The following is a 24689-nucleotide window of genomic DNA, read 5'->3' on the forward strand; positions in this document are numbered from 1 at the left end:
ATAGCATCGCAAGGCCAATATCAAAAAGTTTTGATATTGCTCGATAAATGGCACTTCTCAGCGCAAGGCAGTCTCTACAAAACGAATAGCGGAAAGGTTTCACCAAGCGAAACCTGTGCTATCGATTGGAAAAACGCCTGCCGATGACTATCTGTCATTGCCCCGAGGCGCATGGGTGAGGGAAAATGCCCTCCTTTTTTCCGTTTCAGTCTATTCACACCCAGGAGATCAGCGATGCCTAGCCGTCGTGAGCGTGCCAACGCCATTCGTGCCCTCAGCATGGATGCCGTGCAAAAAGCCAACAGCGGCCATCCCGGTGCCCCTATGGGTATGGCAGATATTGCCGAAGTGCTGTGGCGCGACTACCTCAAGCACAACCCGAGCAACCCGTCGTTCGCCGACCGTGACCGCTTCGTGCTGTCCAACGGCCACGGCTCGATGTTGATCTACTCGTTGCTGCACCTGACCGGTTACGACCTGTCGATCGACGACCTCAAGCAGTTCCGCCAGCTGCACAGCCGCACTCCGGGCCACCCGGAATTCGGCTACACCCCAGGCGTCGAAACCACGACCGGCCCGCTGGGTCAGGGTCTGGCCAACGCCGTCGGCTTCGCGCTGGCAGAAAAGGTCATGGGCGCACAGTTCAACCGTCCCGGCCACAACATCGTCGACCACCACACCTACGTATTCCTCGGTGATGGCTGCATGATGGAAGGCATTTCCCACGAAGTCGCTTCCCTGGCCGGCACGCTGGGCCTGGGCAAGCTGATTGCCTTCTACGATGACAACGGCATTTCCATCGACGGTGAAGTCGAAGGCTGGTTCACCGATGACACGCCGAAGCGTTTCGAAGCCTATAACTGGCAGGTGATCCGCAACGTCGACGGCCACGATCCGGAAGAGATCAAGACCGCTATCGAAACCGCGCGCAAGAGCGCCCAGCCGACGCTGATCTGCTGCAAGACCACCATCGGTTTCGGTTCGCCGAACAAGCAGGGTAAGGAAGATTGCCATGGCGCCCCACTGGGTGACGCGGAAATCGCCCTGACCCGTCAGGCGCTGAACTGGAACCACGGCCCGTTCGAAATCCCGGCCGACATCTATGCCGAGTGGGATGCCAAAGAAGCAGGCCGCGCGGTCGAAGCCGAGTGGGATCAGCGTTTTGCTGCCTACTCCGCTGCATTCCCGACCGAAGCCAACGAGCTGATCCGTCGCCTGAGCGGTGAGCTGCCGGCTGACTTCTCGGAAAAAGCCTCGGCCTACATCGCCGAAGTCGCGGCCAAGGGCGAAACCATCGCCAGCCGCAAAGCCAGCCAGAACACCCTCAACGCCTTCGGCCCGCTGCTGCCGGAAATGCTTGGCGGTTCGGCTGACCTCGCCGGTTCCAACCTGACCCTGTGGAAAGGCTGCAAGGGCGTCAACGCTGAAGACGCCAGCGGCAACTACATGTACTACGGCGTGCGCGAATTCGGCATGACCGCGATCATGAACGGCGTCGCCCTGCACGGCGGTCTGGTGCCTTACGGCGCCACCTTCCTGATGTTCATGGAATACGCGCGCAACGCCGTACGTATGTCGGCACTGATGAAGAAGCGCGTGATCCACGTCTACACCCACGACTCCATCGGTCTGGGCGAAGACGGCCCGACGCACCAGCCGATCGAGCAACTGACCAGCCTGCGCAGCACGCCGAACCTCGACACCTGGCGCCCAGCCGATGCCGTTGAATCGGCGGTGGCCTGGAAAAACGCTCTGGAACGCAAGGACGGCCCGTCGGCGCTGATCTTCTCGCGGCAGAACCTGCAGCACCAGGAACGCGATGCCGGCCAGATTGCCGCCATCAGCCGTGGCGGTTATGTGCTCAAGGACTGCGCAGGCGAGCCTGAGCTGATCCTGATTGCCACCGGTTCGGAAGTCGGTCTGGCCGTGCAGGCCTTCGACAAGCTGACCGAGCAGGGCCGCAAGGTCCGCGTGGTTTCCATGCCGTGCACCAGCGCGTTCGATGCTCAGGACGCGGAGTACAAGCAGTCGGTTCTGCCGCTGCAGGTCAGCGCACGTATCGCCATCGAAGCGGCCCATGCCGACTTCTGGTTCAAATACGTGGGTCTGGAAGGTCGCGTGATCGGCATGACCACCTACGGTGAGTCGGCGCCGGCTTCGGCACTGTTCGAAGAGTTCGGCTTTACCCTGGAAAACATCCTTGGTCAGGCTGAAGAGCTGCTGGAAGACTAAGCAGCAGGAATGCGGTGGCTACGGCTGCCGCGTTCTCCTGTAGGAGCTGCCGAAGGCTGCGATCTTTTGATCTTGATCTTGAAAAACAAGATCAAAAGATCGCAGCCTCGTTTCACTCGTCAGCTCCTGCAGGGGTTGTGTGTCAGTGAATTCTATCGAGAACCCCATGCCTCAACCGCGTCCCTACAAAGTTGCACTCAACGGCTACGGCCGCATTGGTCGTTGCGTCTTGCGGGCGTTGTTCGAGCGCGGCGACAAGGCCGGGTTTGAAATTGTCGCGATCAACGATCTGGCCGACATGGCCAGCATCGAATACCTGACACGCTTTGACTCCACCCACGGCCGTTTTCCCGGCGAAGTGCGGGTGGAAGGCGATTGTCTGCATATTAATGGCGACTGCGTGAAGGTCCTGCGCAGTGCCACCCCCGAAGGCATCGATTGGGCGTCGCTGGGCGTCGATCTGGTGCTCGAATGCTCCGGTGCCTATAACACCCGTGAAGACGGCCGGCGTTTTCTCGACGCTGGCGCGCCACGCGTGTTGTTCTCGCAGCCCATGGCCAGCGAGGCGGATGTCGACGCCACCATCGTTTACGGCGTCAATCAGGACTGCCTGACCGGCGACGAATTGCTGGTGTCCAACGCCTCGTGCACCACCAACTGCGGCGTGCCGTTGTTGCGTCTGCTCGATCAGGCGATCGGCCTCGATTACGTGTCGATCACCACGATTCACTCGGCAATGAACGATCAGCCGGTGATCGACGCCTATCACCACGAAGACCTGCGCCGCACCCGTTCGGCGTTCCAGTCGGTGATCCCGGTGTCCACTGGTCTGGCGCGCGGTATCGAGCGCCTGCTGCCGGAACTTGCCGGGCGAATTCAGGCCAAAGCCGTGCGTGTGCCGACAGTCAACGTGTCCTGCCTCGACATCACGATGCAGACCGCCACCGCGACTGACGCCAATGAGGTCAACCGGATCCTGCGCGAAGCCGCCATCAGCGGCCCGCTCAAAGGCCTGCTGGCCTACACCGAATTGCCGCACGCCAGCTGTGATTTCAACCATGACCCACATTCGGCCATCGTCGATGCCAGCCAGACCCGTGTCTCCGGCCCCAAACTGGTGAACATTCTGGCCTGGTTCGACAACGAATGGGGTTTTGCCAACCGAATGCTGGACGTTGCAGACCACTATCTGCAAACAGCAACTTCAAAAAAACCGTAGGAAGTGCGACCCATGACCGTGTTGAAGATGTCCGACCTCGATCTGCAAGGTAAGCGCGTATTGATCCGCGAAGACCTCAACGTCCCCGTCAAGGACGGTGTTGTCACCAGCGACGCGCGCATCCTGGCTTCGCTGCCGACCATCAAGCTGGCCCTGGAAAAAGGCGCGGCAGTGATGGTCTGCTCGCACCTTGGCCGTCCGACCGAAGGCGAGTTCTCTGCCGAGAACAGCCTCAAGCCTGTCGCCGACTACCTGAGCAAGGCGCTGGGCCGCGAAGTACCACTGATGGCCGATTACCTTGGCGGCGTTGACGTCAAGGCCGGCGACATCGTGCTGTTCGAAAACGTGCGCTTCAACAAGGGCGAGAAAAAGAACGCTGACGAGTTGGCCCAGCAATACGCCGCTCTGTGCGACGTGTTCGTGATGGACGCTTTCGGCACCGCACACCGCGCCGAAGGTTCGACGCATGGTGTAGCCAAGTTCGCCAAAGTCGCTGCCGCTGGCCCGCTGCTCGCCGCTGAACTGGACGCACTGGGCAAAGCCCTGGGCGCACCGGCCAAGCCAATGGCGGCCATCGTTGCCGGCTCCAAGGTTTCGACCAAACTCGACGTGCTCAACAGCCTGAGCCAGATCTGCGATCAACTGATCGTCGGCGGCGGCATCGCCAACACTTTCCTCGCGGCGGCCGGTCACCCGGTGGGCAAATCGCTGTACGAACCGGATCTGCTCGACACTGCGCGGGAAATCGCGGCGAAAGTCAGCGTACCGCTGCCGGTTGACGTCGTGGTTGCCAAGGAATTCGCCGAAACCGCCGAAGCCACGGTCAAGCTGATCGCTGACGTCGCGGCTGACGACATGATTCTCGACATCGGCCCGCAAACCGCAGCCAACTTCGCCGAACTGCTGAAATCGTCGAAAACCATTCTGTGGAACGGCCCGGTCGGCGTGTTCGAATTCGACCAGTTCGGCAACGGCACCAAAGTGCTTGCGCAGGCCATTGCTGAAAGCTCGGCATTCTCCATTGCTGGCGGCGGCGACACGTTGGCGGCGATCGATAAATATGGCGTGGCTGAGCAAATCTCCTACATTTCCACCGGTGGTGGTGCGTTCCTCGAATTCGTCGAGGGCAAGGTGCTGCCGGCCGTCGAAGTCCTGGAAAGCCGGGCCAAGGCCTGAGGCCGCCCGTTTGGCCAGGCAAAGGAGTGTTCACATGGTCAAGTCGTTAGCGCTGTTGTTGCTGAGCGGTACGCTGGCGGCCTGCGGGAGTACCCCGAAGGCCGACGCGACGCCAGCACCGAGCGAGCCGCACAAGGGCTGTTATCAGGCCGACTGGCAGGCCGAAACCAACCCGGTGCTGAACAAGCGTTCCGGGCCGGACGGTCTGGAGAAATACGAGACGCAAACCCCGGCCAAGGAACATGGTTGTCCTTGACGGGTCTGACTCTTAACTCAGGGCTGGCGGCGTGTGCCGTCAGTCGAGGAACACGGATGAAAGGCTTGATCGCCATTGCGGCGTTGGCATTGTTGGGCGGTTGCGCGCAGTTGAACCTGTTTCAGTCGTCCGCCCCGGCGGACAACTGGGCCACCTGGACCTGCGACAGCCAGGCCAAAGTGCTGTGGCGCTACGCCGATGCCGGTCAGAAAGAAGTGGATGTGCGACTGGGCGGCGGTGATCAGGTCTATCGCCTGAAAGAAGAGCCGGGCGCCTCGGGCACGCTGTACAGCGACGGCATGCTGGCGTTTCACGTCAAGGGTGACGAAGGCCTGGTGTACTGGGTCGCCACCAATGACCTGATTGGCCGTGGTTGTAAAGCCGAGTAAGACGATTGATTTGATTCACAGCGATCCAGATGTGGGAGCGGGCTTGCTCGCGAAGGCGGTGGATCAGCTCGCATAAGATGTTGAATGTTTAACCGCATTCGCGAGCAAGCCCGCTCCCACAGTGGTTGTCTGTAGTTCTTGAGATTTTGTATCACCGAATTCGCAGCCCGGGCCTCAACCCCCGATCTGCATTAACTTGAATAGCCGCCGCCGCTCCGGCAGGCTGGCACGATCAACGACCCTCAACCGGGAGAGACACACACAATGGCACTTATCAGCATGCGCCAGATGCTGGACCACGCAGCCGAGTTCGGCTACGGCGTTCCAGCTTTCAACGTCAACAACCTTGAGCAGATGCGCGCCATCATGGAAGCCGCTGACAAGACTGACTCCCCGGTGATCGTCCAGGCTTCGGCCGGCGCCCGCAAATACGCCGGCGCGCCTTTCCTGCGTCACCTGATCCTCGCCGCGATCGAAGAATTCCCGCACATCCCGGTGTGCATGCACCAGGACCACGGCACCAGCCCTGACGTCTGCCAGCGCTCCATCCAGCTGGGCTTCAGCTCGGTAATGATGGACGGCTCGCTGGGCGAAGACGGCAAGACCCCGACCGACTACGACTACAACGTCCGCGTTACTCAGCAGACCGTGGCCATGGCCCACGCCTGCGGCGTATCTGTAGAGGGCGAGCTGGGCTGCCTGGGTTCGCTGGAAACCGGCATGGCCGGTGAAGAAGACGGCATCGGCGCGGAAGGCGTTCTGGATCACAGCCAGATGCTGACCGACCCGGAAGAAGCCGCCGACTTCGTCAAGCGCACTCAGGTCGACGCCCTGGCCATCGCCATCGGCACCAGCCACGGCGCCTACAAGTTCACCAAGCCACCGACCGGCGACGTGCTGGCGATCGACCGCATCAAGGAAATCCACAAGCGCATTCCGAACACCCACCTGGTGATGCACGGTTCCTCCTCGGTGCCACAAGAGTGGCTGGCGATCATCAACCAGTACGGCGGCGACATCAAAGAAACCTACGGCGTGCCGGTTGAAGAAATCGTCGAAGGCATCAAGCACGGCGTGCGCAAAGTCAACATCGACACCGACCTGCGCCTGGCGTCCACCGGTGCGATGCGTCGCCTGATGGCCACCAACCCGAGCGAGTTCGATCCGCGTAAATTCTTCGGCGCCACCGTGACTGCGATGCGTGACGTGTGCATCGCGCGTTATGAAGCGTTCGGTACTGCCGGTAATGCTTCGAAGATCAAACCGATCTCGCTGGAAGCGATGTACCAGCGTTATCTGAAGGGTGAGTTGAACGCGAAGGTCAACTGAGCCTGAGTGTTGAGCTGATTAAAAAGAAACCCGCCGAGAGGCGGGTTTTTTGTGGGCTTAATTAAACAAATATTTCCGCTATCTCTTCAAGCGTGGGCATGACTGCTGGATTGACGGTGAGCTCGTCGACGAAGAGTCCTTTATCAGTGGCTACGCCTTCAGCTCAACGTGATCCAGTGCCTGATTCACTGCCAGTTCACCGAGCATGACGACCTGCGCGATCCCCAGCGCGGTTTTGCGATGCGAGTTGTCGAGCATCGCGGCGAAGTTGTTGAGCATGACGCTGGCTGAGCCCAAGGTTTCGCTGGCGTTGGCCAGCAGGGATTCGGTGTTGTATTTCGGGTTTGCGAAGTACATGGGCTCGGGTTCGTTGGTGCTCGCCATGATAAGGGCGGCGGGGTTGAGGTAGTGGTCGAGGGCGCGTTCGGCGGCGTCGTTGAGTTTTTTTGAGTCGAGGGATTCGTATGGCGAGGCCGGGTCGGTGGCCGGCGGGTGTGGCGGATGCTTGTGCATCACGCTTGAAACCACGGGCTACTAAACCCGATCACTGGGAATCAGTGACACGAATCAAGTTACCGATGGCCCGCCAGGCGCACAAGCCGGCGAATTCTGGCGTAGTGGTAGGCAACGACGCAAGCTGTTGTAGGCATCCGGAAGTAACCGCTGACAGCTCTAAACAGCGATGTTTAAAGGTAGGAGCTGCCGAAGGCTGCGATCTTTTGATTCTGTCTTTTTAGAATCAAAAACAAGATCAAAAGAGCTCCTACAGTAGGATTTGCGTTACTTGTCGTGGTCAATATCCAGTTTGGTAAACGTCACCTGCCCACCCTCGCTGGTGTACCCGGTGTTGTCCTGCACATACACCCCGGCCTTGAAGTACAAGGGCTTGTCCCGCCAGGTCGCGCTGACCTGTGAATCCCACTGATAACCTGCCGCACTCACGCCCAGCGCCCCGCCGGGGCTCAAGTGGATGAGGTAGTTGAATTCGCGATCGAGCTTGATGCCGGTGGCGAGGGTGATGACGCGGCTTTCTTCGTCATCGGGGCGCATGCGCACTTTGATCACCAGGTTGCCGGTCTCGGTTTTGGTTTTGTATTGGTATTCGAGTTTGACCATCGGCCGCTGGCTCTCGTACGCATGAATCTGGCCGATGACAATCTTGCCCGAGCTGGGCACTTTGTTTACCGCGAGGGTCGCGCGCAGCAGGTTGTCGGCGTCCGGGTAGTACCAGTTGCGCAGGGTGCCGTTGCTGTAGGTTTCGCGCAGTTCGGTGCGCGGGTACACGGCGTTTTCGGTTTTTGACCCGGTAACCGGGGACCAGAAAAACAAGGTGCCGGTGTCGGAATGGAAGTATTGATCCTTGAAGCCGTTCACCAGTTTTTCGGTTTCGACGGTGTACGGCGGGCTGCCAACGGGAACGCTGAGGTTCCAGGTTGCGAGATCGATCATGTCGGTTCTTCCACTCGATTCATCCTGAACGCGGGTGCCAGAAGCTCTAGCCCGCGCCTTTTTCGGGGCGCCTTTATAAGCGTAGCGGCTATTTTTGTTAATGCCCGTCCGGCGGTTGATTGACGTCAACATCCTGTCGAAATGCCATCCTCCCCGGTTTTCGGGGGCTGTAGCGGCGACCGTTAGTCGGCTCGATGGAACATTGGCCAAATGATGGCGAAGCGGCAGCTTCTGCTTTGCCGCATCCGCGACTAGAGTGAAGGCTCAGTATGTCTATGGTTTTTGCCGGCAACCGGTCCCGAAAAGAGAAGCAGCATGGAATGCGCGCAACCCCAGCCAGGTGAAGGCAGCTCGGTCCTTTTGATCGTCGATGATTACCCCGAAAATCTGATCAGCATGCGCGCCTTGCTGCAGCGGCAGGATTGGCACGTAATGACCGCGGCCTCGGGTTTCGAGGCGCTCAACCTTTTGCTCGAACACGATATCGACCTGGTCCTGCTTGATGTGCAGATGCCCGGCATGGACGGTTTCGAGGTCGCGCGGCTGATGCGCGGCAGCCAGCGCACGCGGCTGACGCCCATCATTTTCCTCACCGCCAACGAGCAATCCCAGGATGCCGTGATCAAGGGCTACGCCAGCGGTGCGGTGGATTACCTGTTCAAGCCGTTCGATCCGCAAATCCTCAAGCCCAAGGTCCAGGCGTTGCTTGAGCACCAGCGCAATCGCCGCGCCTTGCAGCGCCTGAGTCATGACCTGGAAGTGGCGCGCGCCTTCAACGCCTCGGTGCTGGATAACGCCGCCGAAGGCATTCTGGTGCTGAGCGAGGACGGCGTGATCCGCTTTGCCAATCCGGCGATTTCGCGGCTGCTCAACGCGCCGGTGAAGGAGCTCGAGGGCAAGGAGTTTCTCGATTTCCTGCAGAAACCGCACATTGCGCTGTGGGCCGATTCCGAGTTCTACGCCGGCTACCAGCGCGGCGAAACCCTGCGCCTGCATGATGCATTGCTGCGTACTGCGCCCGGGCAGCAAGTGCCGGTGGCATTGTCCTGCGCGCCGCTGCCCTCGGAGCAGCACGCGATGGTGGTGACTGTGCTGGACATGTCGGTGGTGCGTCACTTGCACCAGCAGCTGGAGTTCCAGGCGGTGACCGACCCGCTGACCGGCCTGCTCAACCGGCGCGGGTTCTACCAGACCGTGGAAAACCTGCTGTTGCGCGGGGAACGCAGCGACAGCAGTTGGGTGTTGCTCTATCTCGATCTCGACGGTTTCAAGCGGGTCAATGATTCACTTGGGCATGACGCCGGTGACCGTGTGTTGCGCTGGGTCTCCGAACAACTGAAGGCGTGCCTGCGGCCCTTCGATATTCTCGCGCGCATGGGCGGCGATGAATTTACCGCGCTGCTGGATCTGGAGTTTCCCGAGCAAGCGGCGAAAATTGCCGAGAAGCTCATCGAACGGGTGTCGGTCTGTCAGCAGATCGAAGGTCTGGATATTGTCCTTGGCGCCAGCATCGGCATTGCCACCTATCCCGACTGTGGCCGCAATCTTGATGGCTTGCTGCGCGCCTCGGACATTGCCATGTACGAAGCCAAACGTGCCGGGCGTCAGCAATATCGCTTCTATGATCCTGAAATGAACGGCCGCGCACGCTCGCGCCTGATGCTTGAAGACAGCGTGCGCGAGGCCATCGAGAATCGCGATTTCAATCTGGTCTATCAGCCGCAGGTCGCGATTGGCAGTGGGCGGATTCGTGGCTTCGAAGCGCTGCTGCGCTGGCAGCATCCGAGTGTCGGCGATGTGCCGCCGGGGCTGTTTCTGCCGCTGCTGGAAGAGGCGCGGTTGATCAGTCGCCTCGGCAGCTGGATCTATCACCGTGGCGCTGGCCAGCGTAAAGCCTGGGAAAGGCTGTTCGCTGATGATCTGGTGCTCGGTGTGAGCCTCAGCAACACCCAGTTCGGCCTGCCGAATCTGGTCACCGAGTTGCGCCAGGTCATGGAGCGCCATGCCCTGCAGCCACGTCAGCTGGAAGTCGAGGTCACCGAAGAGGCTCTGATGCAAAACCCCGATGAAACCCGCAAACAGCTGCGGCTGTTGCGTCATTTCGGCGTGCGCGTGGCGCTGGATGACTTCGGTTCCGGGCCGTGCTCACTGGCGCATCTGCGTGATCTGGAACTGGACACGCTGAAGCTCGACCGCCACGTGATCGCACGCTTGCCGGACTCGCCGCGCGACGCTGCACTGGTGCGTATGGTCATCGACCTGTGCAAGCAATACGGTCTGCTGGTAATCGCCGAAGGGGTGGAAACCGTCGAGCAATATCGGTGGCTGCAAGCCCATGGCTGCGAATACGTGCAGGGCTTTCTGGTGGCGCGACCCCTGGTCGCCGAGGAGGCCGTCCGCTTCGCCGAGCCGTTCGACTGGAGCGCGCTGCCCGGCTGAATTCGCTACACTGGCGCACCATTTTTTCCAACCGTGCTGCCCGCCCATGACTGCGTTGAAGTACCTCCAGGCCTATCCCGAGCGTTTGCAGGATCAGGTGCGCCAATTGATCGCCGAAGGGCGGCTGGGTGATTACCTCGATCAGCGCTATTCGGGGCGACATGACGTGCAAAGCGACAAGGCCCTGTACAGCTACGCGCTGGATCTCAAGCAGCAGTACATGCGTAACGCGCCGGCCATCGACAAGGTGCTGTTCGACAACCGCCTCGACCTGACCCACCGCGCCCTCGGTCTGCACACCACGGTTTCGCGAGTGCAGGGCGGCAAGCTGAAGGCCAACAAGGAAATCCGCATCGCCTCGCTGTTCAAGGACGCCGCGCCGGACTTTCTGAAGATGATCGTGGTGCACGAACTGGCGCACTTCAAGGAATCAGACCACAACAAGGCGTTCTATAAATTGTGCGAGCACATGTTGCCCGGGTATCACCAGATCGAGTTCGATCTGCGCGTGTACCTGACGTGGCGGGATATGCAGGTTTAACCAATCAGGAAGATGTGGATGGACGTCAGCAAGACCAAGAGCAGTTTCTACCGCCGTTTATACGTGGCTTATCTGATCGATAGCGGCCTGGCGCCAAGTGTGCCGACGCTGACCGAAGTCACCGGCATGCCTCGACGCACGGCGCAGGACACCATCGCCGCGCTGGCCGATCTGGATATCGTTTGTGAATTCGAACAGGAACAGGGCGCGCGCAATCATGCCGGGCGCTATCGAATTCGCGAATGGGGGGCAATTGATCGCGGGTGGATCGAGCGCAATTTGCGGCAAATAAAAGCGGTGCTGGAATATCCGTGATGTCTGCAGTACCTGAGACTGTCGTCTTCGCGAGCTAGCCCGCTCCCACAGTAGACCGGCTTCTGCAGTCAGAGCATGGTCAAATGTGCGCGCGAGCTTGCTTGCAAAGGGCCTCAGGAGCGACGCATTCCGATGTGGGGAATGCCATCCTCCAGATACTGCTCACCCGCCACTTCAAAGCCGTACCTACCGTAATACCCCTGCAAATGCGCCTGCGCCGATAGATAGATTGGCACCTGCGGCCAATGCTTTTGCGCCTGTTTCAGCGCTTGTTCCATCATTGCGTGGCCCAGCCCTTTGCCCCGACCGGCAGGCGCGGTGATCACACGGCCAATCACCACGTCGCCGCCCTGGGATTCCGGATCGAGCAGGCGCAGATAAGCCATCAACTGATCGTCCTCCCAGCCCATCAAATGGTAGGTATCGCCTTCCAGATCCTGGCCGTCGAGGTCCGGATAGGCGCATTTCTGTTCGACCACGAACACGTCCGATCGCAGCTTCAGCAGCGCGTACAGCTGCTCTTTACCCAGATCGCTGTGATGTTTGCAGATCCACTCGATTGTCATTTTTCGATTCCTTGAGCATGTGGCCCGATACTAAGCGCACTGGCTCCGTCTGTCTGTATGGCGCAACAGTCTGTGATAAAGGTCAAAATGCCATCATTCCTTTCGCGCGGCGCCTGCGACTTTGTGTAATCTGCTGAAAAGCGCTGGGCACTGGCTCGCATGAGCCAATGTCCAAGGGTTGGGTGTTGCCGGTAAGGGGCCTTGGGTTTTTGGCGTGAAGACGCGTCGGGCGGTGCCCGCTGAGGATGTTCAAGCATGCTGCGATTGCTTCAAGCCGTTGCGTTGATCGGACTGCTGTCGCTCGGCCAGGATGCTGCAGCGCAGAAGCTGCGGCTGGCGTTCGATAACTGGCCGCCGTTTACCGACGATGCGCTGGTCAACGGTGGACTGGCGACCGATATTGTCAGCACCGCACTGGCTCGCGCCGGTTATGCCAGCGGGTACGAGCAAGTGCCTTGGGCACGGGCGTTGCTGGGGATTGGCGAAGGACGTTACGACGTGCTGGTCAACGCCTGGTACAACGACGAACGCACGCAGATCGGCCAGTTCTCCGGCGAGTACCTGATCAACCGCATTCGCTTTCTCAAGCGCAAAGATGCACCGATTGACTACAGCAACCTTGAGCAACTGCACACCTATCCTGTTGCAGTGGTGCGCGGGTATGCCTATTCCGCACCGTTCGATGCCGACACGGCGATGCAGAAAGTGCCTGTGCATAACTTCGCCATGGGCGTGCGCATGCTTGCGGCGGACCGGGTCAAGCTGACGCTGGAAGACGAGTATGTGGCCAAGTATTACCTGGCACGGGAATCGGCCAAGGTACGCAATTCGGTGGAGTTTTTACCCAAGCCGCTGAGTGAGAACAGCCTGCATATTCTGGTCAGTCTGAAAAATCCGCAGCATGAGCAGATTGTCGCCGGGTTTGATCGGGCGATTGCAGCGATGAAGGCTGACGGGACATATGACAAGTTGCTGCGGCGCCATGGCATGTGAGGCTGATCCAGCATCTGCTGTGCGGCTGGTGGCCCTTTGGCGAGCAAGCCCGCCCGCGAAGGCGCTCTTTCAGCCAGCGCTGACCTCACTGGTGTCCTTGATCAAATGCGCCGCCAACGTGCGAAGCGGCCCCAGCTGCCGGCAAATCAGCGCCAATTGCGTCTGCACCAGTCGCTGCCCTTCATCAATCTCGTCCGGCATCTGCTCCAGCTCATTGGCCAGCGCTTCCTCTTCATCACTCTGAATGGCAATCGGCTGCTTGCTGGCCAGGCCTTGGGCGATTTCGTCGATGCTGGTCGCCAGTTTCACCCCGGCGCCTTCGATCAGATGCTCACGCACTTCGGCTGGCAACTGCGTCTCGCGGTGGGCGCCCAGGCCTGAGAGGTAACTGAGCAACGTGTGCGACAGCACCAGAAAACGGAAGCCGACATCCGCCTCCTTACGGAAATGCCCCGGCTCCATGAGCATGTTTGCCAGGGTCGTCGACAATGCCGCATCGGCGTTGTGCGCGTTGCGTCGGGCGAGGCGATAGGCGAGGTCGTCGCTCTTGCCGGCGGCGTATTGCTGCATGATCTGGCGCAGGTAGATGCTGTTGCAGGTCAGTGTGTTGGCCAGCACTTTGTTCAGGCGCCGACCCTGCCAGTCCGGCAGGAACAGGAACACCGCCAGCCCCGCAATCAGGCTACCCAGCAGCGTATCGAACAGGCGCGGCAGGAACAGCCCGTAGCCATCGCCGACCTGATTGAAGCAGAACAGCACCATGATGGTGATCGCTGCAGTCGCCAGGGTATAGCGGGTCGTGCGGTTGGTGAAGAACACCACGCCGGCAGCGATGGCGAAGCACGATTGCACCACCGGGCTGGGAAACAGATCGAACAGCGCCCAGGCCACCGTCAGGCCAATGGCCGTGCCGATGATCCGCTGGCCGAGCTTGCGCCGGGTGGCGCCGTAATTCGGCTGGCAGACGAACAGCGTGGTGAGAATGATCCAGTAGCCTTGCGACGGGTGGATGAGGTGCACCATGCCGTAGCCGATGCTCAGCGCCAATGGCAGGCGCAGAGCGTGGCGGAACAGCAGCGAGGTCGGCGTCAGTTGCGTGCGCAGGCGAATCCACACGTCCTTGAGATTGCGCGGTGAGCGGTCGAGCAGGCTGCTGTCGGTCGCATCAGCGAGGGCATCCGGATTGCTCGCATCGCTGAGCAAGCGGTCGAGGGTGCCGAGGTTGGCCGCCAGTGCGCGCAGCGAGCGCAGCAGCCCGCGCCATGCCGGGTTGCTCTGGATGCGCAAGTGCTCGAGGGAGGCATGCAGGTCGTTCAGGGCTTCGGCGAAACTGGCGTCATAGATGAACGGCTGGCGCATCTGGATCGATTCGGCCAGGGCGCGGCAGGCCTTGCCTTGCTGGCGCAGCAGGCGCTGGCAGCGGAACAGCACGTCACTGTGGAAGAACGCCTCGGCCAGTGCGTTGTAAGGGTAGTGCGAGGAGCTGGCGCGTTCGTGGATGTCCTGGGCAAGGAAGTACAGCTTCAGATACCGGCTGACTTTGGAGCCCGGCCGACCGTTGCCGACCCGGTGCAGGATGATTTCCTTGGCTGTGTTCAGTGCGGCGACCACGCGCCCATTCTGCTGCGCCAGTTCCAGACGGCGGGCTTCGACGTCCATTTGCCGGATGGGCTCGAACAGCGAGGATTTCAGCTTCAGGTAAAGGCCCAGTTCGCGGAACAGCCGCGCCAGACTCTGCTGCACCGGCTGATTGGAAAACAGCGCCTGCCACAGCACCGAGAGCAAGCCGTACCACGCCGCGCCGGCGACCAGCAGCATCGGTTCGTGCCAGAAATCGGTAACCGCGCCGCCGCGCTGATCGACGCCGATCATCGTGTACACGGAAAGGATCAAGGTTGCCGAAGCGATCGCCCCATAACGCTCGCCCAGCGCACCGAGCATGGTCAGCCCGAAACTGGCCAGCGCCAGGGCTACGGCGAAAATGATCGGGTAGGGGAAGAGCAATTCCACTGACAGCGCGGCGATGCTGAAACACACCAGCGTCACCGCCAGAGCGTTGAGACGACCCTGCCAACTGTCGTCGGTCTCGGCCAGGGCGCTGGCGATGATGCCGAGGAACAACGGGATCAGCAGGCCCATTTCATCCTGATGCCAGCACAGCGCCATGCTGCCGGTCAGGGCGATGAATACCCGCACGCTGTAACTGAATTTATCCAGCGCCCACAGGCGCCGCAAAGACTGACGAAACGAGGTCGAGGACATGAAGTGCGAAGGCCTTCCGAGGCGATGCCGCTAAATTGAGCCAGTAATGACGCCGACGCAATGGCGCCGAGCACATCTGACAGCAAAAAGTGTTCCTGACTGCATCACACGGAGCAAATGTGGGAGCGGGCTTGCTCGCGAAAGCAGAGTGCCAGCCAACGATGATTTTGAATGACACACCGCATTCGCGAGCAAGCCCGCTCCCACAGTTTTGATTTGTGCTGGATCAGACGTACTGCGCGGCGGCGTAGCCCGAGGCCCATGCCCATTGAAAGTTGAACCCGCCCAGATGGCCGGTGACATCCAGCACTTCACCAATGAAATACAGACCCGGGCTTTTCAGCGATTCCATGGTTTTCGACGACACTTCACGGGTATCGACGCCACCCAGAGTCACCTCGGCCGTGCGATAGCCCTCGGTGCCTGCCGGCACGACTTTCCAGCTGCCCAGCTTGTCGGCGATCTCCGCCAGTTCGGCGTGGGTGTACTGCTTCATCGGTTTGGAGACGAACCAGTTGTCTGCCAGCAGATTGGCCATCTTCTTGGTGAAGATTTCGCCGAGCAGCGTTTTCAGTTCGCTGTTCGGGCGTTCGGCGACTAGCTGTTGCAACCAGCTCGCGGCGTCGTGATCCGGCAGCAGGTTGATTTGCACCGTATCGCCCGACTCCCAGAACGAGGAAATCTGCAGAATCGCCGGGCCACTGAGGCCGCGATGAGTGAACAGGATGTTCTCGCGAAAGCTCTGGTCGTTGCAGCTGACCAGGCAATCCACCGAAGTGCCGGACAGTTCTGTGCACAATTCCTTGAGCTGATCGGTGATGGTGAACGGCACCAGTCCGGCGCGGGTCGGCAGCAACTCATGGCCGAACTGTTTCGCTACCTGATAACCGAAACCGGTGGCGCCCAGTGTCGGAATCGATAGCCCGCCGGTCGCGATCACCAGCGATTGGCATTGGATCTGGCCAAGGGTGGTGTCGAGCAGGTAGCCGCTGTCGGTTTTTTCGATGGTCTGGATCGAGGTGTCCAGACGCAGCTCGACGCCGGCCTGATCGCATTCGTCCAGGAGCATGCCAAGGATGTCGCTGGATTTGTTATCGCAGAACAGCTGGCCGAGTTTCTTCTCGTGGTACGGAACGCCGTGTTTACCGACCAGACCGATGAAATCCCACTGGGTGTAACGCGCCAGAGCGGATTTGCAGAAATGCGGATTCTGCGAGAGGAAATTGCTCGGCTCGGTGTACATGTTGGTGAAGTTGCAGCGGCCACCGCCCGACATGAGGATTTTCTTGCCAGCCTTGTTCGCGTGATCGAGCAGCAACACCTGACGCCCGCGCCCGGCGGCGGTCAGTGCACACATCAACCCAGCGGCGCCAGCGCCAATGATCACGACTTCGGTAGAGCGCAAAACGGTGTCCTCTGAAATGTCACCACAAAACGAACTGTAGGAGCTGCCGCAGGCTGCGATCTTTTGATCTTGCTCTTAAAAAACAAAGTCAAAAGATCGCAGCCTGCGGCAGCTCCTACAGGGGAGTTACGTTGTTCTTACAAAATGCGTACGCGCAACGAGCGGCCCTTGATCTTGCCGTCATTCAAACGCTGCAGGGCCTGCATGGCCACGGTGCGTTCCACGGCAACGTAGGCCTGGAAATCGAAGATCGCGATCTTGCCCACCTGCGCGCCGGGAATGCCGGCTTCGCCCGTCAACGCGCCAAGAATGTCGCCCGGACGCACTTTGTCTTTACGGCCGGCGCCGATGCACAGGGTGGTCATCGGCGGTTGCAGCGGCGCCAGGCCCTGGGACTTGAGATTGTCGATCTGATCCCAGTTCAACGGCGCCTTCTGCAATTGTTCGATGGCTTGCGCGCGGTGCGCTTCGGATGGCGCGACGAGGCTGATGGCAATGCCTTTCTCGCCAGCCCGACCGGTACGGCCGACGCGGTGGATGTGGATTTCCGAATCGCGGGCCAGTTCGACGTTGATCACCATGTCCAGCGCATCGATATCCAGACCACGGGCGGCGACGTCGGTGGCGACCAGTACCGAGGTGCTGCGGTTGGCGAACATCGCCAGCACCTGATCGCGGTCACGCTGTTCCAGATCGCCGTGCAGGCCGACCGCCGAAATGCCTTTGGCGGTCAGGTGATCGACGGTTTCCTGCACCTGCTGCTTGGTGAAGCAGAACGCCACGCAGGACGCCGGACGGAAGTGATGCAGGACTTTGGTCACCGCGCTCATGCGCTCTTCCGGGGAGATTTCGTAGAAGCGCTGCTCGATCTGCGTGTCGTCGTGGAAGGCTTCAGCCTTGACCGTCTGCGGATCGCGCATGAATTTCGAGGCCAGTTGCTTGATGCCTACTGGATAAGTCGCCGAGAACAGCAACGTCTGACGGCGCTCCGGGGTCTTGATGATGATGTCTTCGATGGCGTCGTAGAAACCCATGTCGAGCATGCGGTCGGCTTCGTCGAGGATCAGCGTGTTCAGGCCATCGAGCACCAGCGAACCCTTGCGCAAGTGCTGCTGAATGCGCCCCGGGGTGCCGACGATGATGTGCGCGCCGTGCTCCAGCGAAGCGATCTGCGGACCGAACGACACGCCGCCGCACAGGGTCAGGACCTTGATGTTGTCTTCGGCGCGGGCCAGACGGCGGACTTCCTTGGCGACCTGGTCGGCCAGCTCGCGGGTCGGGCAGATCACCAGCGCCTGGCAACCGAAATAGCGCGGGTTGATCGGGTTGAGCAGGCCGATGCCGAACGCAGCGGTCTTGCCGCTGCCGGTCTTGGCCTGGGCGATCAGGTCCATCCCTTTGAGGATCACCGGCAAGCTCTGCGCCTGGATCGGCGTCATCTGGGCATAACCGAGTGATTCGAGGTTAGCCAGCATGGCGGCGGACAGCGGCAGAGTATTAAAAGCGGTGGCGATGGTGGTCACGGGACTGGCCTGCAAAACAAAATGTCGCGCAGTGTAGCAGCCCCGTGCCCGTTTCCTCGACAGTTCTGGACGAACAGCGATTAATGTTCGATGTGCTCCTGCGGCCGTTTCGCCCGGCGCCCGTCTTCCTTCGACAGCTGCGAGAAGATCGTCGCCGCCAGCATCGCCATCACCCCGACCGTGACGAAGGTCAGCTGGAACGCACCGAGCACGGTTTCCACGCCATCGTTGCCGACTTTCGCGGTGAAGCCGCCGAGCAGCGCGCCGGCGCAGGCCACGCCGAGGCTCAGCGACAACTGCGCCACCACCGACAGCAAACTGTTGCCGCTGCTGGCGCTGGCATCATCGAGATCGATCAGGGTTACCGTGTTCATCGCGGTGAATTGCAGCGAGTTGATCGCACCCAGCACTGCCAGCAGGCACAGCAGCAACCAGTACGGCGTCTGTTCGCTGACCAGACCCATGCTCGCCAGCATGACCCCCAGCGCCAACGTGTTGCCGGTGAGCACGATGCGATAGCCAAGGCGTTCGATCAGCGGCCGCGCCACCCACTTGGCGACCATCGCCGCCGCCGCCAGCGGCAACATGCTCATCCCGGCTTGCGACGGCGAATAGCCCAACGCGACTTGCAACAGCAGCGGCACCAGAAATGGCAGAGCACCGCTGCCCAGTCGCGCAAACAGGTTGCCGAGAATGCCGACGGCGAACGTGCGGGTCTTGAACAATGACGGCGCGAACAACGGGTTTTCGATGTGCCCGGCGCGTAGCCAGTACGCCGCCAGACAGGCCATGCCGGCGAACAGCAGCAACATCACCCGCAGGTGCGGCAGGTGCAGTTCACCAAGGCCTTCCATGGCGATGGTGATGAGGATCATCGCCGCGCCGAACAGCAGAAAGCCGAGGCTGTCGAAGCGCGTGCGCTCCGTGCCGCGCAGGTCGGGAATGAATTTCCACACTGCATAACAGCCGATCACGCCGACCGGCAGGTTGATCAGGAAAATCCAGTGCCACGTCACGTATTCCACCATCCAGCCGCCCATGGTCGGGCCGATGAGTGGGCCGAGCAGGCCGGGAATGGTGATGAAACCCATGATTCGCACCAGTTCCGAGCGCGGATAGGCGCGCAGCACCACCAGCCGCCCGACCGGTAGCATCAGCGCACCGCCGAGGCCTTGAATGACGCGGGCTCCGATGAGCATGCCGAGGCTGCTGGACAACGCACAGAGCAGCGAGCCAAAACTGAACAGCAGGATCGCGCCGAAGAAAATCTTCTTGGTGCCGAAGCGGTCGGCAATCCAGCCTGACGCTGGGATTAACAGAGCCACGGTGAGCATGTAGGCGATGATCACGCCCTGCATGCGCAGCGGGTCTTCGGCCAGATCGCTGGCCATGGCCGGCAGCGCAGTGTTGAGGATGGTCCCGTCGAGGGACTGCATGAAGAACGCAATGGCGACGACCCACGGCAACCAGCGGGCGGTGATGGCGTCGAGAGGCGGGCGGTTGGGCATGGAACCTCTGTTGTTGGAGTTAATGCATGTCCATTGTCTAGCGCAGTCAGTGTGGGAGCGGGCTTGCTCGCGAATGCAGTTTTTCAGTCGACAGACAGGGTGACTGATACACCGCATTCGCGAGCAAGCCCGCTCCCACAGGTTTTGCGTTTACAGGGTCAGGGTCAGTCGGCTGACCAGCGCACCCGGCAACAGCGATGACGAGGTGTTGCGCTGGCTGTACGTACTCGCCGACAACAGCAATTCGCGCTCGGCAGTCAACGCTTCCAGCTGCGAGCCGAGCAGGTTGTAGGCGCTGTCGTCGAAACGCATGGTACTGACCGGCGCCTGGATCTCGCCATTCTCGACCCAGAAGGTCGCGAAACGGGTCATGCCGGTCATGCGCGCCGCCGGTTGATCCGAGTAGTTCAGGTACCACAGGTTGCTGATGTACAGCCCGGTGCCCAACTGCTTGAGGATCTCTTCTTGCGACAGATCACCGGCGGCCATGTTCAACGCACTGGGCATCTCGCCGCCGCCCGCACCGTTGGCCGCCAGGCCGTATTCGGCAGCGCTGCGCGAACCGACCAGTTGATCGCCGGCCCGTCCTTCGATGATCAGACGCAGATCGCTGCGCGGATAACCTTCAGCGGAAAACGCCGGGCTCAGCGATTCGCTGACTTTTTCATCCAGCGACAGCAATGGGCTGAATGTCTGGTCGCCGACGTAGAGCTTCTGCAGTGGACTGCTTTTGCTGGCGATCGATTGCGCCGAGAACCCGCCCCAACTGAGCATGCCCATGATTTCTTCCAGCGCTGCCGGCGCCAGATAGGCGCGGTACTGACCCGGCGCCAGAGTGCGTAACGGTCGGCCGAGAAACTCGAGCTGTTCGCGGGCCAGGGCGAAACGCCGGGCGAAACCCTCGTCGCTCCAGTCGTGCCCCGCGTAGCTGGCCTTCACCGCTTCGCCATTTTCGTGGAACAGGCTGAAGTCGAAATTGAAACTGTTGGCTTCATGCCAGCCGAACGCGCCGGCGGAACTGGCGAAACCGCGACTGATCGGACCGGCAGCATAAAAACCGACCAGATCGAGACCTTTAGCGGCGGCGCAGATTTGCCCGACGACATGTTCGGTGTCCGGCAGCGGATGCGCTTGTACATGTGTGCTCTGCCAGCTGTTGTGATTGAGCAGCAGGTACGGATCCTGCGGCAGCAGCGGCAGGGTTTCGCGCAATTGTTGCAGGCCTTCAGCGAGCCGTTGCAGATCGGCTTCCGGATCCCCGGACAAGGTGATTTGCAGGTCGGCATGGCGACCGTCGTCGATCAGTTTCAGGCCAACGTTGGCCTGCTGCACTTGCCCGGCCTGGCGCACCTTGGCGTGATTGAAACGCACGAATGCCGAGGCTTCGGCGGCGTAGCTGAGCGTGAACTGTTCCGGCTCGCGCACGCTGTCGCGCAACCAGTTGACCATGACCTTGAAGGCGTCGGACTGACGCTTCGAAATGCTCATCAGGCGTCTCCCCCAAACACATCAATGTTACTGAATACGCAGGCCGGCGAAGCGTGGCCGACGCGAATCACCTGGTTCGGTTCGCCCTTGCCGCAGTTCGGCGTACCCAGCACCTTGACGGTGTTGGCGTCGCCGACGGCGCGCAGGCTTTTCCAGAAGTGCGCGGAAATGGCCCGGTAGTTGGGATTTTTCACCACGCCTTTAAGCTCACCATTCTCGATCAACTGGCCCCATTCACAGCCGAACTGGAATTTGTTGCGCGCATCGTCAATCGACCATGAACGGTTGGTGCTCATCAGAATGCCGTGTTCGATACCACCGATCATCTGCTCGAGCGTCTGATCACCCGGCTCGATGTTGAGGTTGGCCATGCGGTCGATCGGCGCGCGGTTCCAGCTGCACGCGCGGCTGTTGGCAACGCCATCGAGGCCGGCGCGGTATTGCGACAGCGCCCCACCCAGTGGCCGCAGCAGCAGGCCGTCGCGAATCAGGAATTGTTTGCTCGCCTGGCTGCCGTCGTCGTCATGCCCGTAACTGGCGAGTTCTTCGGGAATGCCCGGATCGAAGGTCACGTTGAGCAGCTTCGAGCCGTATTGCAGGCTGCCGAAGTCGCTGGTCTTGACGAAACTGGTGCCGGCGTAATTGCGCTCATCGCCCAGGATCCGGTCGAGTTCCAGCGGGTGGCCGATGGATTCGTGGATCTGCAGCATCATTTGATCGGGCATCAGCAGCAGGTCGCGCGGGCCTTGCGGGGTGTTTGGCGCGAGCAGCAGTTGCAGGGCCTGATCGGCGACTTGCGGACCGGCACCGACCAGGCCGCAACGGCTGATGACATCGGCGCCACCCTGCTGGCCGAAGTTCTCGCGGCCGAGGCTGCGGGTCTGGCTGTCGTTGCCGTCGTAAGCGGTGACGTCGAGACCCGGGTAGACGAAGCGCTGCGCTTGGCGCAATTGGGCCCCGGCGCTGCTCAGGTAAATCTGTTCAACGTGGGTAATGCCAATGCTCACCTGCCAATTGACCAGGCGCTCATCCTTGGGCACCGAGGCGGATTCCGCACCAAGCAGATCGAAGCATTCGCTCAGTGACGGGAAGGGCTGTTCGAGGTTGGGTGAAAAATAATCAGCGCGGTCGCTGGAAAGCGGCTGCTCGCGCAGATCGAGCAAGGCGTGCGGCTTGAGGCGGCGGGCCTGTTGCTCGGCGCGTTCGAGGGCGGCTTGCAGGCCTTGTTGCGAGAGGTCATTGGTCGCCGCGTAGGCTTCGACGCCATTGACGCGCACGGTGAGCATCGCCCCCTCATCGCGGCTCAGACTCGGCGGTTCGGCGACGTTCTTGCGCACCGACAGGTACTGCCCTGACTCGCGTACATACCGCAGGGAAAAAAATTCAGCGCCCGTGCGCAAGGCAGCGAAGCGCTGCTTGAGCTGGGGGTGGAAATCGAACATTCGTGAACCTCCTTGTAATGGAGTAGCGGCATGGCGACAGCGGGGAGGGGGTAATACGGTTGCGCGAGGTCTAGAGTAGGCCTGCGTGGGGGGAGGATCAAGTGAAGAGGGGGTGTATGGGGATTTACTGCGCAGCAGGGGAATTTGTGCTGAATGTGAGGGCCCCTTCGCGAGCAAGCCCGCTCCCACAGTAGATCTTCAGTGAACACAAAATTTGTGAACACCAGGATCCAATGTGGGAGCGGGCTGCTCGCGAAGGCCGCGCCTCGGTATTACGGTTTTATTGAGTAACCGGGGTGATATCACGCATCGGCTTGCCTTTGACCGGCGCGCCGTTCGCGACGTAGTAAGCGGCATTGCTGCGCGGCAGCGGCTTGCGGCCACGGATCCTGTCGGCGATTTTCTCGGCCATCATGATCGTCGGTGCGTTGAGGTTGCCGGTGGTGATGATCGGCATGATCGAGGCATCGACCACGCGCAGGCTCTGCATGCCGTGCACACGGCCTTCACCGTCGACCACCGCCATCTCGTCGGTGCCCATCTTGCACGAGCAGGACGGGTGGAACGCGGTTTCAGCGTGCTCGCGGATGAACTTGTCGAGCTGCTCATCGGTTTGCACGTCAATGCCGGGGCTGATTTCTCGGCCACGGAACGCGTCGAGTGCCGGCTGCTGCATGATTTCCCGGGTCAGGCGGATGCCATCGCGGAATTCCTGCCAGTCCTGCTCGGTGGCCATGTAGTTGAACAGGATGCTCGGGTGCTGGCGCGGATCCTTGGATTTGACCTGGATGCGGCCACGACTCGGCGAACGCATGGATCCCATGTGCGCCTGGAAACCGTGCTCTTTCACACCGTTGCTGCCGTTGTAGTTAATCGCCACCGGCAAGAAGTGGTACTGGATGTTCGGCCATTCGAATTCCGGACGCGAACGGATGAAACCGCCGGCCTCGAACTGGTTGCTGGCGCCGATGCCGGTGCCGTTGAACAGCCACTCGGCACCGATGGCCGGCTGGTTGTACCAGAGCAACGACGGGTACAGCGAGACCGGTTGGGTGCAGGCGTATTGCAGATACAGCTCGAGGTGATCCTGGAGGTTTTCACCAACGCCCGGCAGGTCGTGGACCACCGGGATGTCGAGGCTTTCCAGCAGTTTCGCCGGGCCGACACCGGAGCGCTGCAGAATCTGCGGCGACGCGATGGCGCCGGAGCACAGCAGGACTTCCTTGCGCGCCTTGGCTTCGACGCGCTCTTCAGCGTCGCCGATCAGATAACGCACGCCGACTGCACGCTTGTCTTCGAAGAGAATCTTGTCGGTCAGCGCGTGGGTGACGATGGTCAGGGTCGAGCGCTTTTTGGCGACGTCGAGATAACCACGGGCGGTGGAAGCACGACGGCCATTCGGCGTCACGGTGCGGTCCATCGGGCCGAAGCCTTCCTGCTGGTAACCGTTGAGGTCTTCGGTGCGCGGATAACCGGCCTGCACGCCCGCTTCAACCATGGCGTGGAACAGCGGGTTGTTGCCGGCTTTCGGTGTGGTCACGCTGACCGGGCCGTCGCCACCGTGGTAATCGTTCGGGCCGATGTCACGGGTTTCGGCTTTGCGGAAATACGGCAGGCAATCAAGGTACGACCAGTTTTCCAGGCCCGGCAGTTTCGCCCAGCCGTCATAGTCCATGGCGTTGCCACGGATGTAGCACATGCCGTTGATCAGCGACGAACCACCGAGGCCCTTGCCGCGACCGCACTCCATGCGGCGACCGTCCATGTGTGGCTCTGGATCGGTTTCATAGGCCCAGTTGTAGCGACGGCCCTGCAGCGGGAACGCCAGCGCGGCCGGCATCTGTGTGCGGAAGTCGTAACGGTAATCCGGACCGCCGGCTTCGAGCAGCAGAACGGTGACGCCTTCGTCTTCAGTCAGACGGGTCGCCAGGGTGTTACCGGCCGAGCCGGCACCGATGATGATGTAATCGAATTCTTGGGACATTGAATGCACCCTCTTTGAAGTTGGTCAGGTCAGGCCGGGCGAGTGCTGCGCACTCAATTGCCAGCAGGCTGGCTCCCACTGGGGATCGGGGATGCCACAGATCTGGTGCATGACACCAAACCTGTGGGAGCGAGCCTGCTCGCGAAGGCGGCCTCGCGAGCAATACAAACCCG

General features: G+C 60.8%; 20 protein-coding genes. 10 read left to right on the forward strand and 10 right to left on the reverse strand.

From position 1 onward, the window contains the following. The first annotated feature begins 234 nt into the window (after positions 1-234). The 6 genes from tkt (at position 235) to fba (ending at position 6601) form a co-directional block, all read left to right on the forward strand. On the forward strand, positions 235-2232 hold the full coding sequence (tkt, locus tag ACP7D9_RS07630; RefSeq protein WP_101161124.1) for a transketolase: 1998 nt from the start codon (positions 235-237) through the stop codon (positions 2230-2232). A 166-nt stretch (positions 2233-2398) separates the two neighbouring features. Next, positions 2399-3451 (forward strand): erythrose-4-phosphate dehydrogenase, encoded by a 1053-nt coding sequence (epd, locus tag ACP7D9_RS07635; RefSeq protein WP_426156511.1) that lies wholly within the window; start codon positions 2399-2401, stop codon positions 3449-3451. Between the two features lie 12 nt (positions 3452-3463). Beyond that, positions 3464-4627 carry a phosphoglycerate kinase gene (locus ACP7D9_RS07640; protein WP_426156513.1) on the forward strand — a complete coding sequence of 388 codons (1164 nt, stop codon included), beginning with the start codon at positions 3464-3466 and terminating at the stop codon, positions 4625-4627. Between the two features lie 34 nt (positions 4628-4661). Next, positions 4662-4883: a hypothetical protein gene (locus ACP7D9_RS07645; RefSeq protein ID WP_312999582.1), complete on the forward strand. Its 222-nt coding sequence runs from the start codon at positions 4662-4664 to the stop codon at positions 4881-4883. Between the two features lie 56 nt (positions 4884-4939). Continuing rightward, complete coding sequence (locus tag ACP7D9_RS07650; RefSeq protein WP_426156516.1) at positions 4940-5272, forward strand: MliC family protein; 333 nt, start codon at positions 4940-4942, stop codon at positions 5270-5272. Positions 5273-5536: 264 nt separating this feature from the next. Beyond that, entirely contained in the window at positions 5537-6601 is a 1065-nt protein-coding gene (gene fba / locus ACP7D9_RS07655; protein ID WP_008081027.1) for a class II fructose-bisphosphate aldolase, read from the forward strand. A gap of 150 nt (positions 6602-6751) precedes the next feature. Here the strand turns inward: fba and ACP7D9_RS07660 are convergent, their stop codons facing one another. Beyond that, complete coding sequence (locus ACP7D9_RS07660) at positions 6752-7114, reverse strand: DUF6124 family protein (RefSeq protein ID WP_426156518.1); 363 nt, start codon at positions 7112-7114, stop codon at positions 6752-6754. A 267-nt stretch (positions 7115-7381) separates the two neighbouring features. Then, the gene (locus ACP7D9_RS07665) at positions 7382-8050 is read right to left on the reverse strand and encodes a polysaccharide lyase family 7 protein (protein ID WP_101161114.1); all 669 of its coding nucleotides are present in this window, start codon (positions 8048-8050) and stop codon (positions 7382-7384) included. A gap of 315 nt (positions 8051-8365) precedes the next feature. Here ACP7D9_RS07665 and ACP7D9_RS07670 point away from each other — a divergent pair, with 315 nt between their 5' ends. From ACP7D9_RS07670 to ACP7D9_RS07680, 3 genes are read left to right on the forward strand one after another with little or no spacing between them, the layout of a single operon-like run. Continuing rightward, positions 8366-10489 (forward strand): putative bifunctional diguanylate cyclase/phosphodiesterase, encoded by a 2124-nt coding sequence (locus ACP7D9_RS07670; protein WP_101161112.1) that lies wholly within the window; start codon positions 8366-8368, stop codon positions 10487-10489. A 46-nt stretch (positions 10490-10535) separates the two neighbouring features. Then, on the forward strand, positions 10536-11030 hold the full coding sequence (locus ACP7D9_RS07675; RefSeq protein WP_312999573.1) for a M48 metallopeptidase family protein: 495 nt from the start codon (positions 10536-10538) through the stop codon (positions 11028-11030). An 18-nt stretch (positions 11031-11048) separates the two neighbouring features. After that, a complete protein-coding gene (locus tag ACP7D9_RS07680) occupies positions 11049-11345 on the forward strand; it encodes a winged helix-turn-helix domain-containing protein (protein WP_101161107.1) in 297 nt (98 codons plus the stop codon). Positions 11346-11458: 113 nt separating this feature from the next. Here ACP7D9_RS07680 and ACP7D9_RS07685 read toward each other — a convergent pair whose 3' ends face one another. After that, the gene (locus ACP7D9_RS07685) at positions 11459-11911 is read right to left on the reverse strand and encodes a GNAT family N-acetyltransferase (protein ID WP_101161104.1); all 453 of its coding nucleotides are present in this window, start codon (positions 11909-11911) and stop codon (positions 11459-11461) included. Positions 11912-12166: 255 nt separating this feature from the next. Between ACP7D9_RS07685 and ACP7D9_RS07690 the strand changes: the two genes are divergently transcribed. Continuing rightward, positions 12167-12904, forward strand: coding sequence for a substrate-binding periplasmic protein (locus ACP7D9_RS07690; RefSeq protein ID WP_101161102.1), 738 nt, complete (start codon positions 12167-12169; stop codon positions 12902-12904). A gap of 69 nt (positions 12905-12973) precedes the next feature. Here the strand turns inward: ACP7D9_RS07690 and yccS are convergent, their stop codons facing one another. From yccS to betA, 7 genes are all read right to left on the reverse strand, one after another. Continuing rightward, positions 12974-15166, reverse strand: a complete 2193-nt coding sequence (gene yccS / locus ACP7D9_RS07695) for a YccS family putative transporter (protein WP_101161099.1) — start codon at positions 15164-15166, stop codon at positions 12974-12976. A gap of 226 nt (positions 15167-15392) precedes the next feature. Next, on the reverse strand, positions 15393-16571 hold the full coding sequence (locus ACP7D9_RS07700) for an NAD(P)/FAD-dependent oxidoreductase (RefSeq protein ID WP_426156522.1): 1179 nt from the start codon (positions 16569-16571) through the stop codon (positions 15393-15395). A 137-nt stretch (positions 16572-16708) separates the two neighbouring features. After that, positions 16709-18094 (reverse strand): ATP-dependent RNA helicase DbpA, encoded by a 1386-nt coding sequence (dbpA, locus tag ACP7D9_RS07705; protein ID WP_024014613.1) that lies wholly within the window; start codon positions 18092-18094, stop codon positions 16709-16711. Positions 18095-18174: 80 nt separating this feature from the next. Beyond that, a complete protein-coding gene (gene mdtD, locus ACP7D9_RS07710) occupies positions 18175-19602 on the reverse strand; it encodes a multidrug transporter subunit MdtD (protein WP_101161095.1) in 1428 nt (475 codons plus the stop codon). 150 nt (positions 19603-19752) lie between these two features. Then, positions 19753-21090, reverse strand: a complete 1338-nt coding sequence (locus ACP7D9_RS07715) for a TldD/PmbA family protein (RefSeq protein WP_426156525.1) — start codon at positions 21088-21090, stop codon at positions 19753-19755. Continuing rightward, positions 21090-22532, reverse strand: coding sequence for a TldD/PmbA family protein (locus ACP7D9_RS07720; RefSeq protein ID WP_426156526.1), 1443 nt, complete (start codon positions 22530-22532; stop codon positions 21090-21092). The genes ACP7D9_RS07715 and ACP7D9_RS07720 overlap by 1 nt, the downstream gene beginning before the upstream one ends. Before the next feature lie 280 nt (positions 22533-22812). After that, a complete protein-coding gene (betA, locus tag ACP7D9_RS07725) occupies positions 22813-24516 on the reverse strand; it encodes a choline dehydrogenase (protein WP_426156528.1) in 1704 nt (567 codons plus the stop codon). Positions 24517-24689: the final 173 nt, after the last annotated feature.

Origin of the sequence: Pseudomonas sp. TSRC2-2 (assembly GCF_049897785.1) — a bacterium.
Classification (GTDB): domain Bacteria; phylum Pseudomonadota; class Gammaproteobacteria; order Pseudomonadales; family Pseudomonadaceae; genus Aquipseudomonas.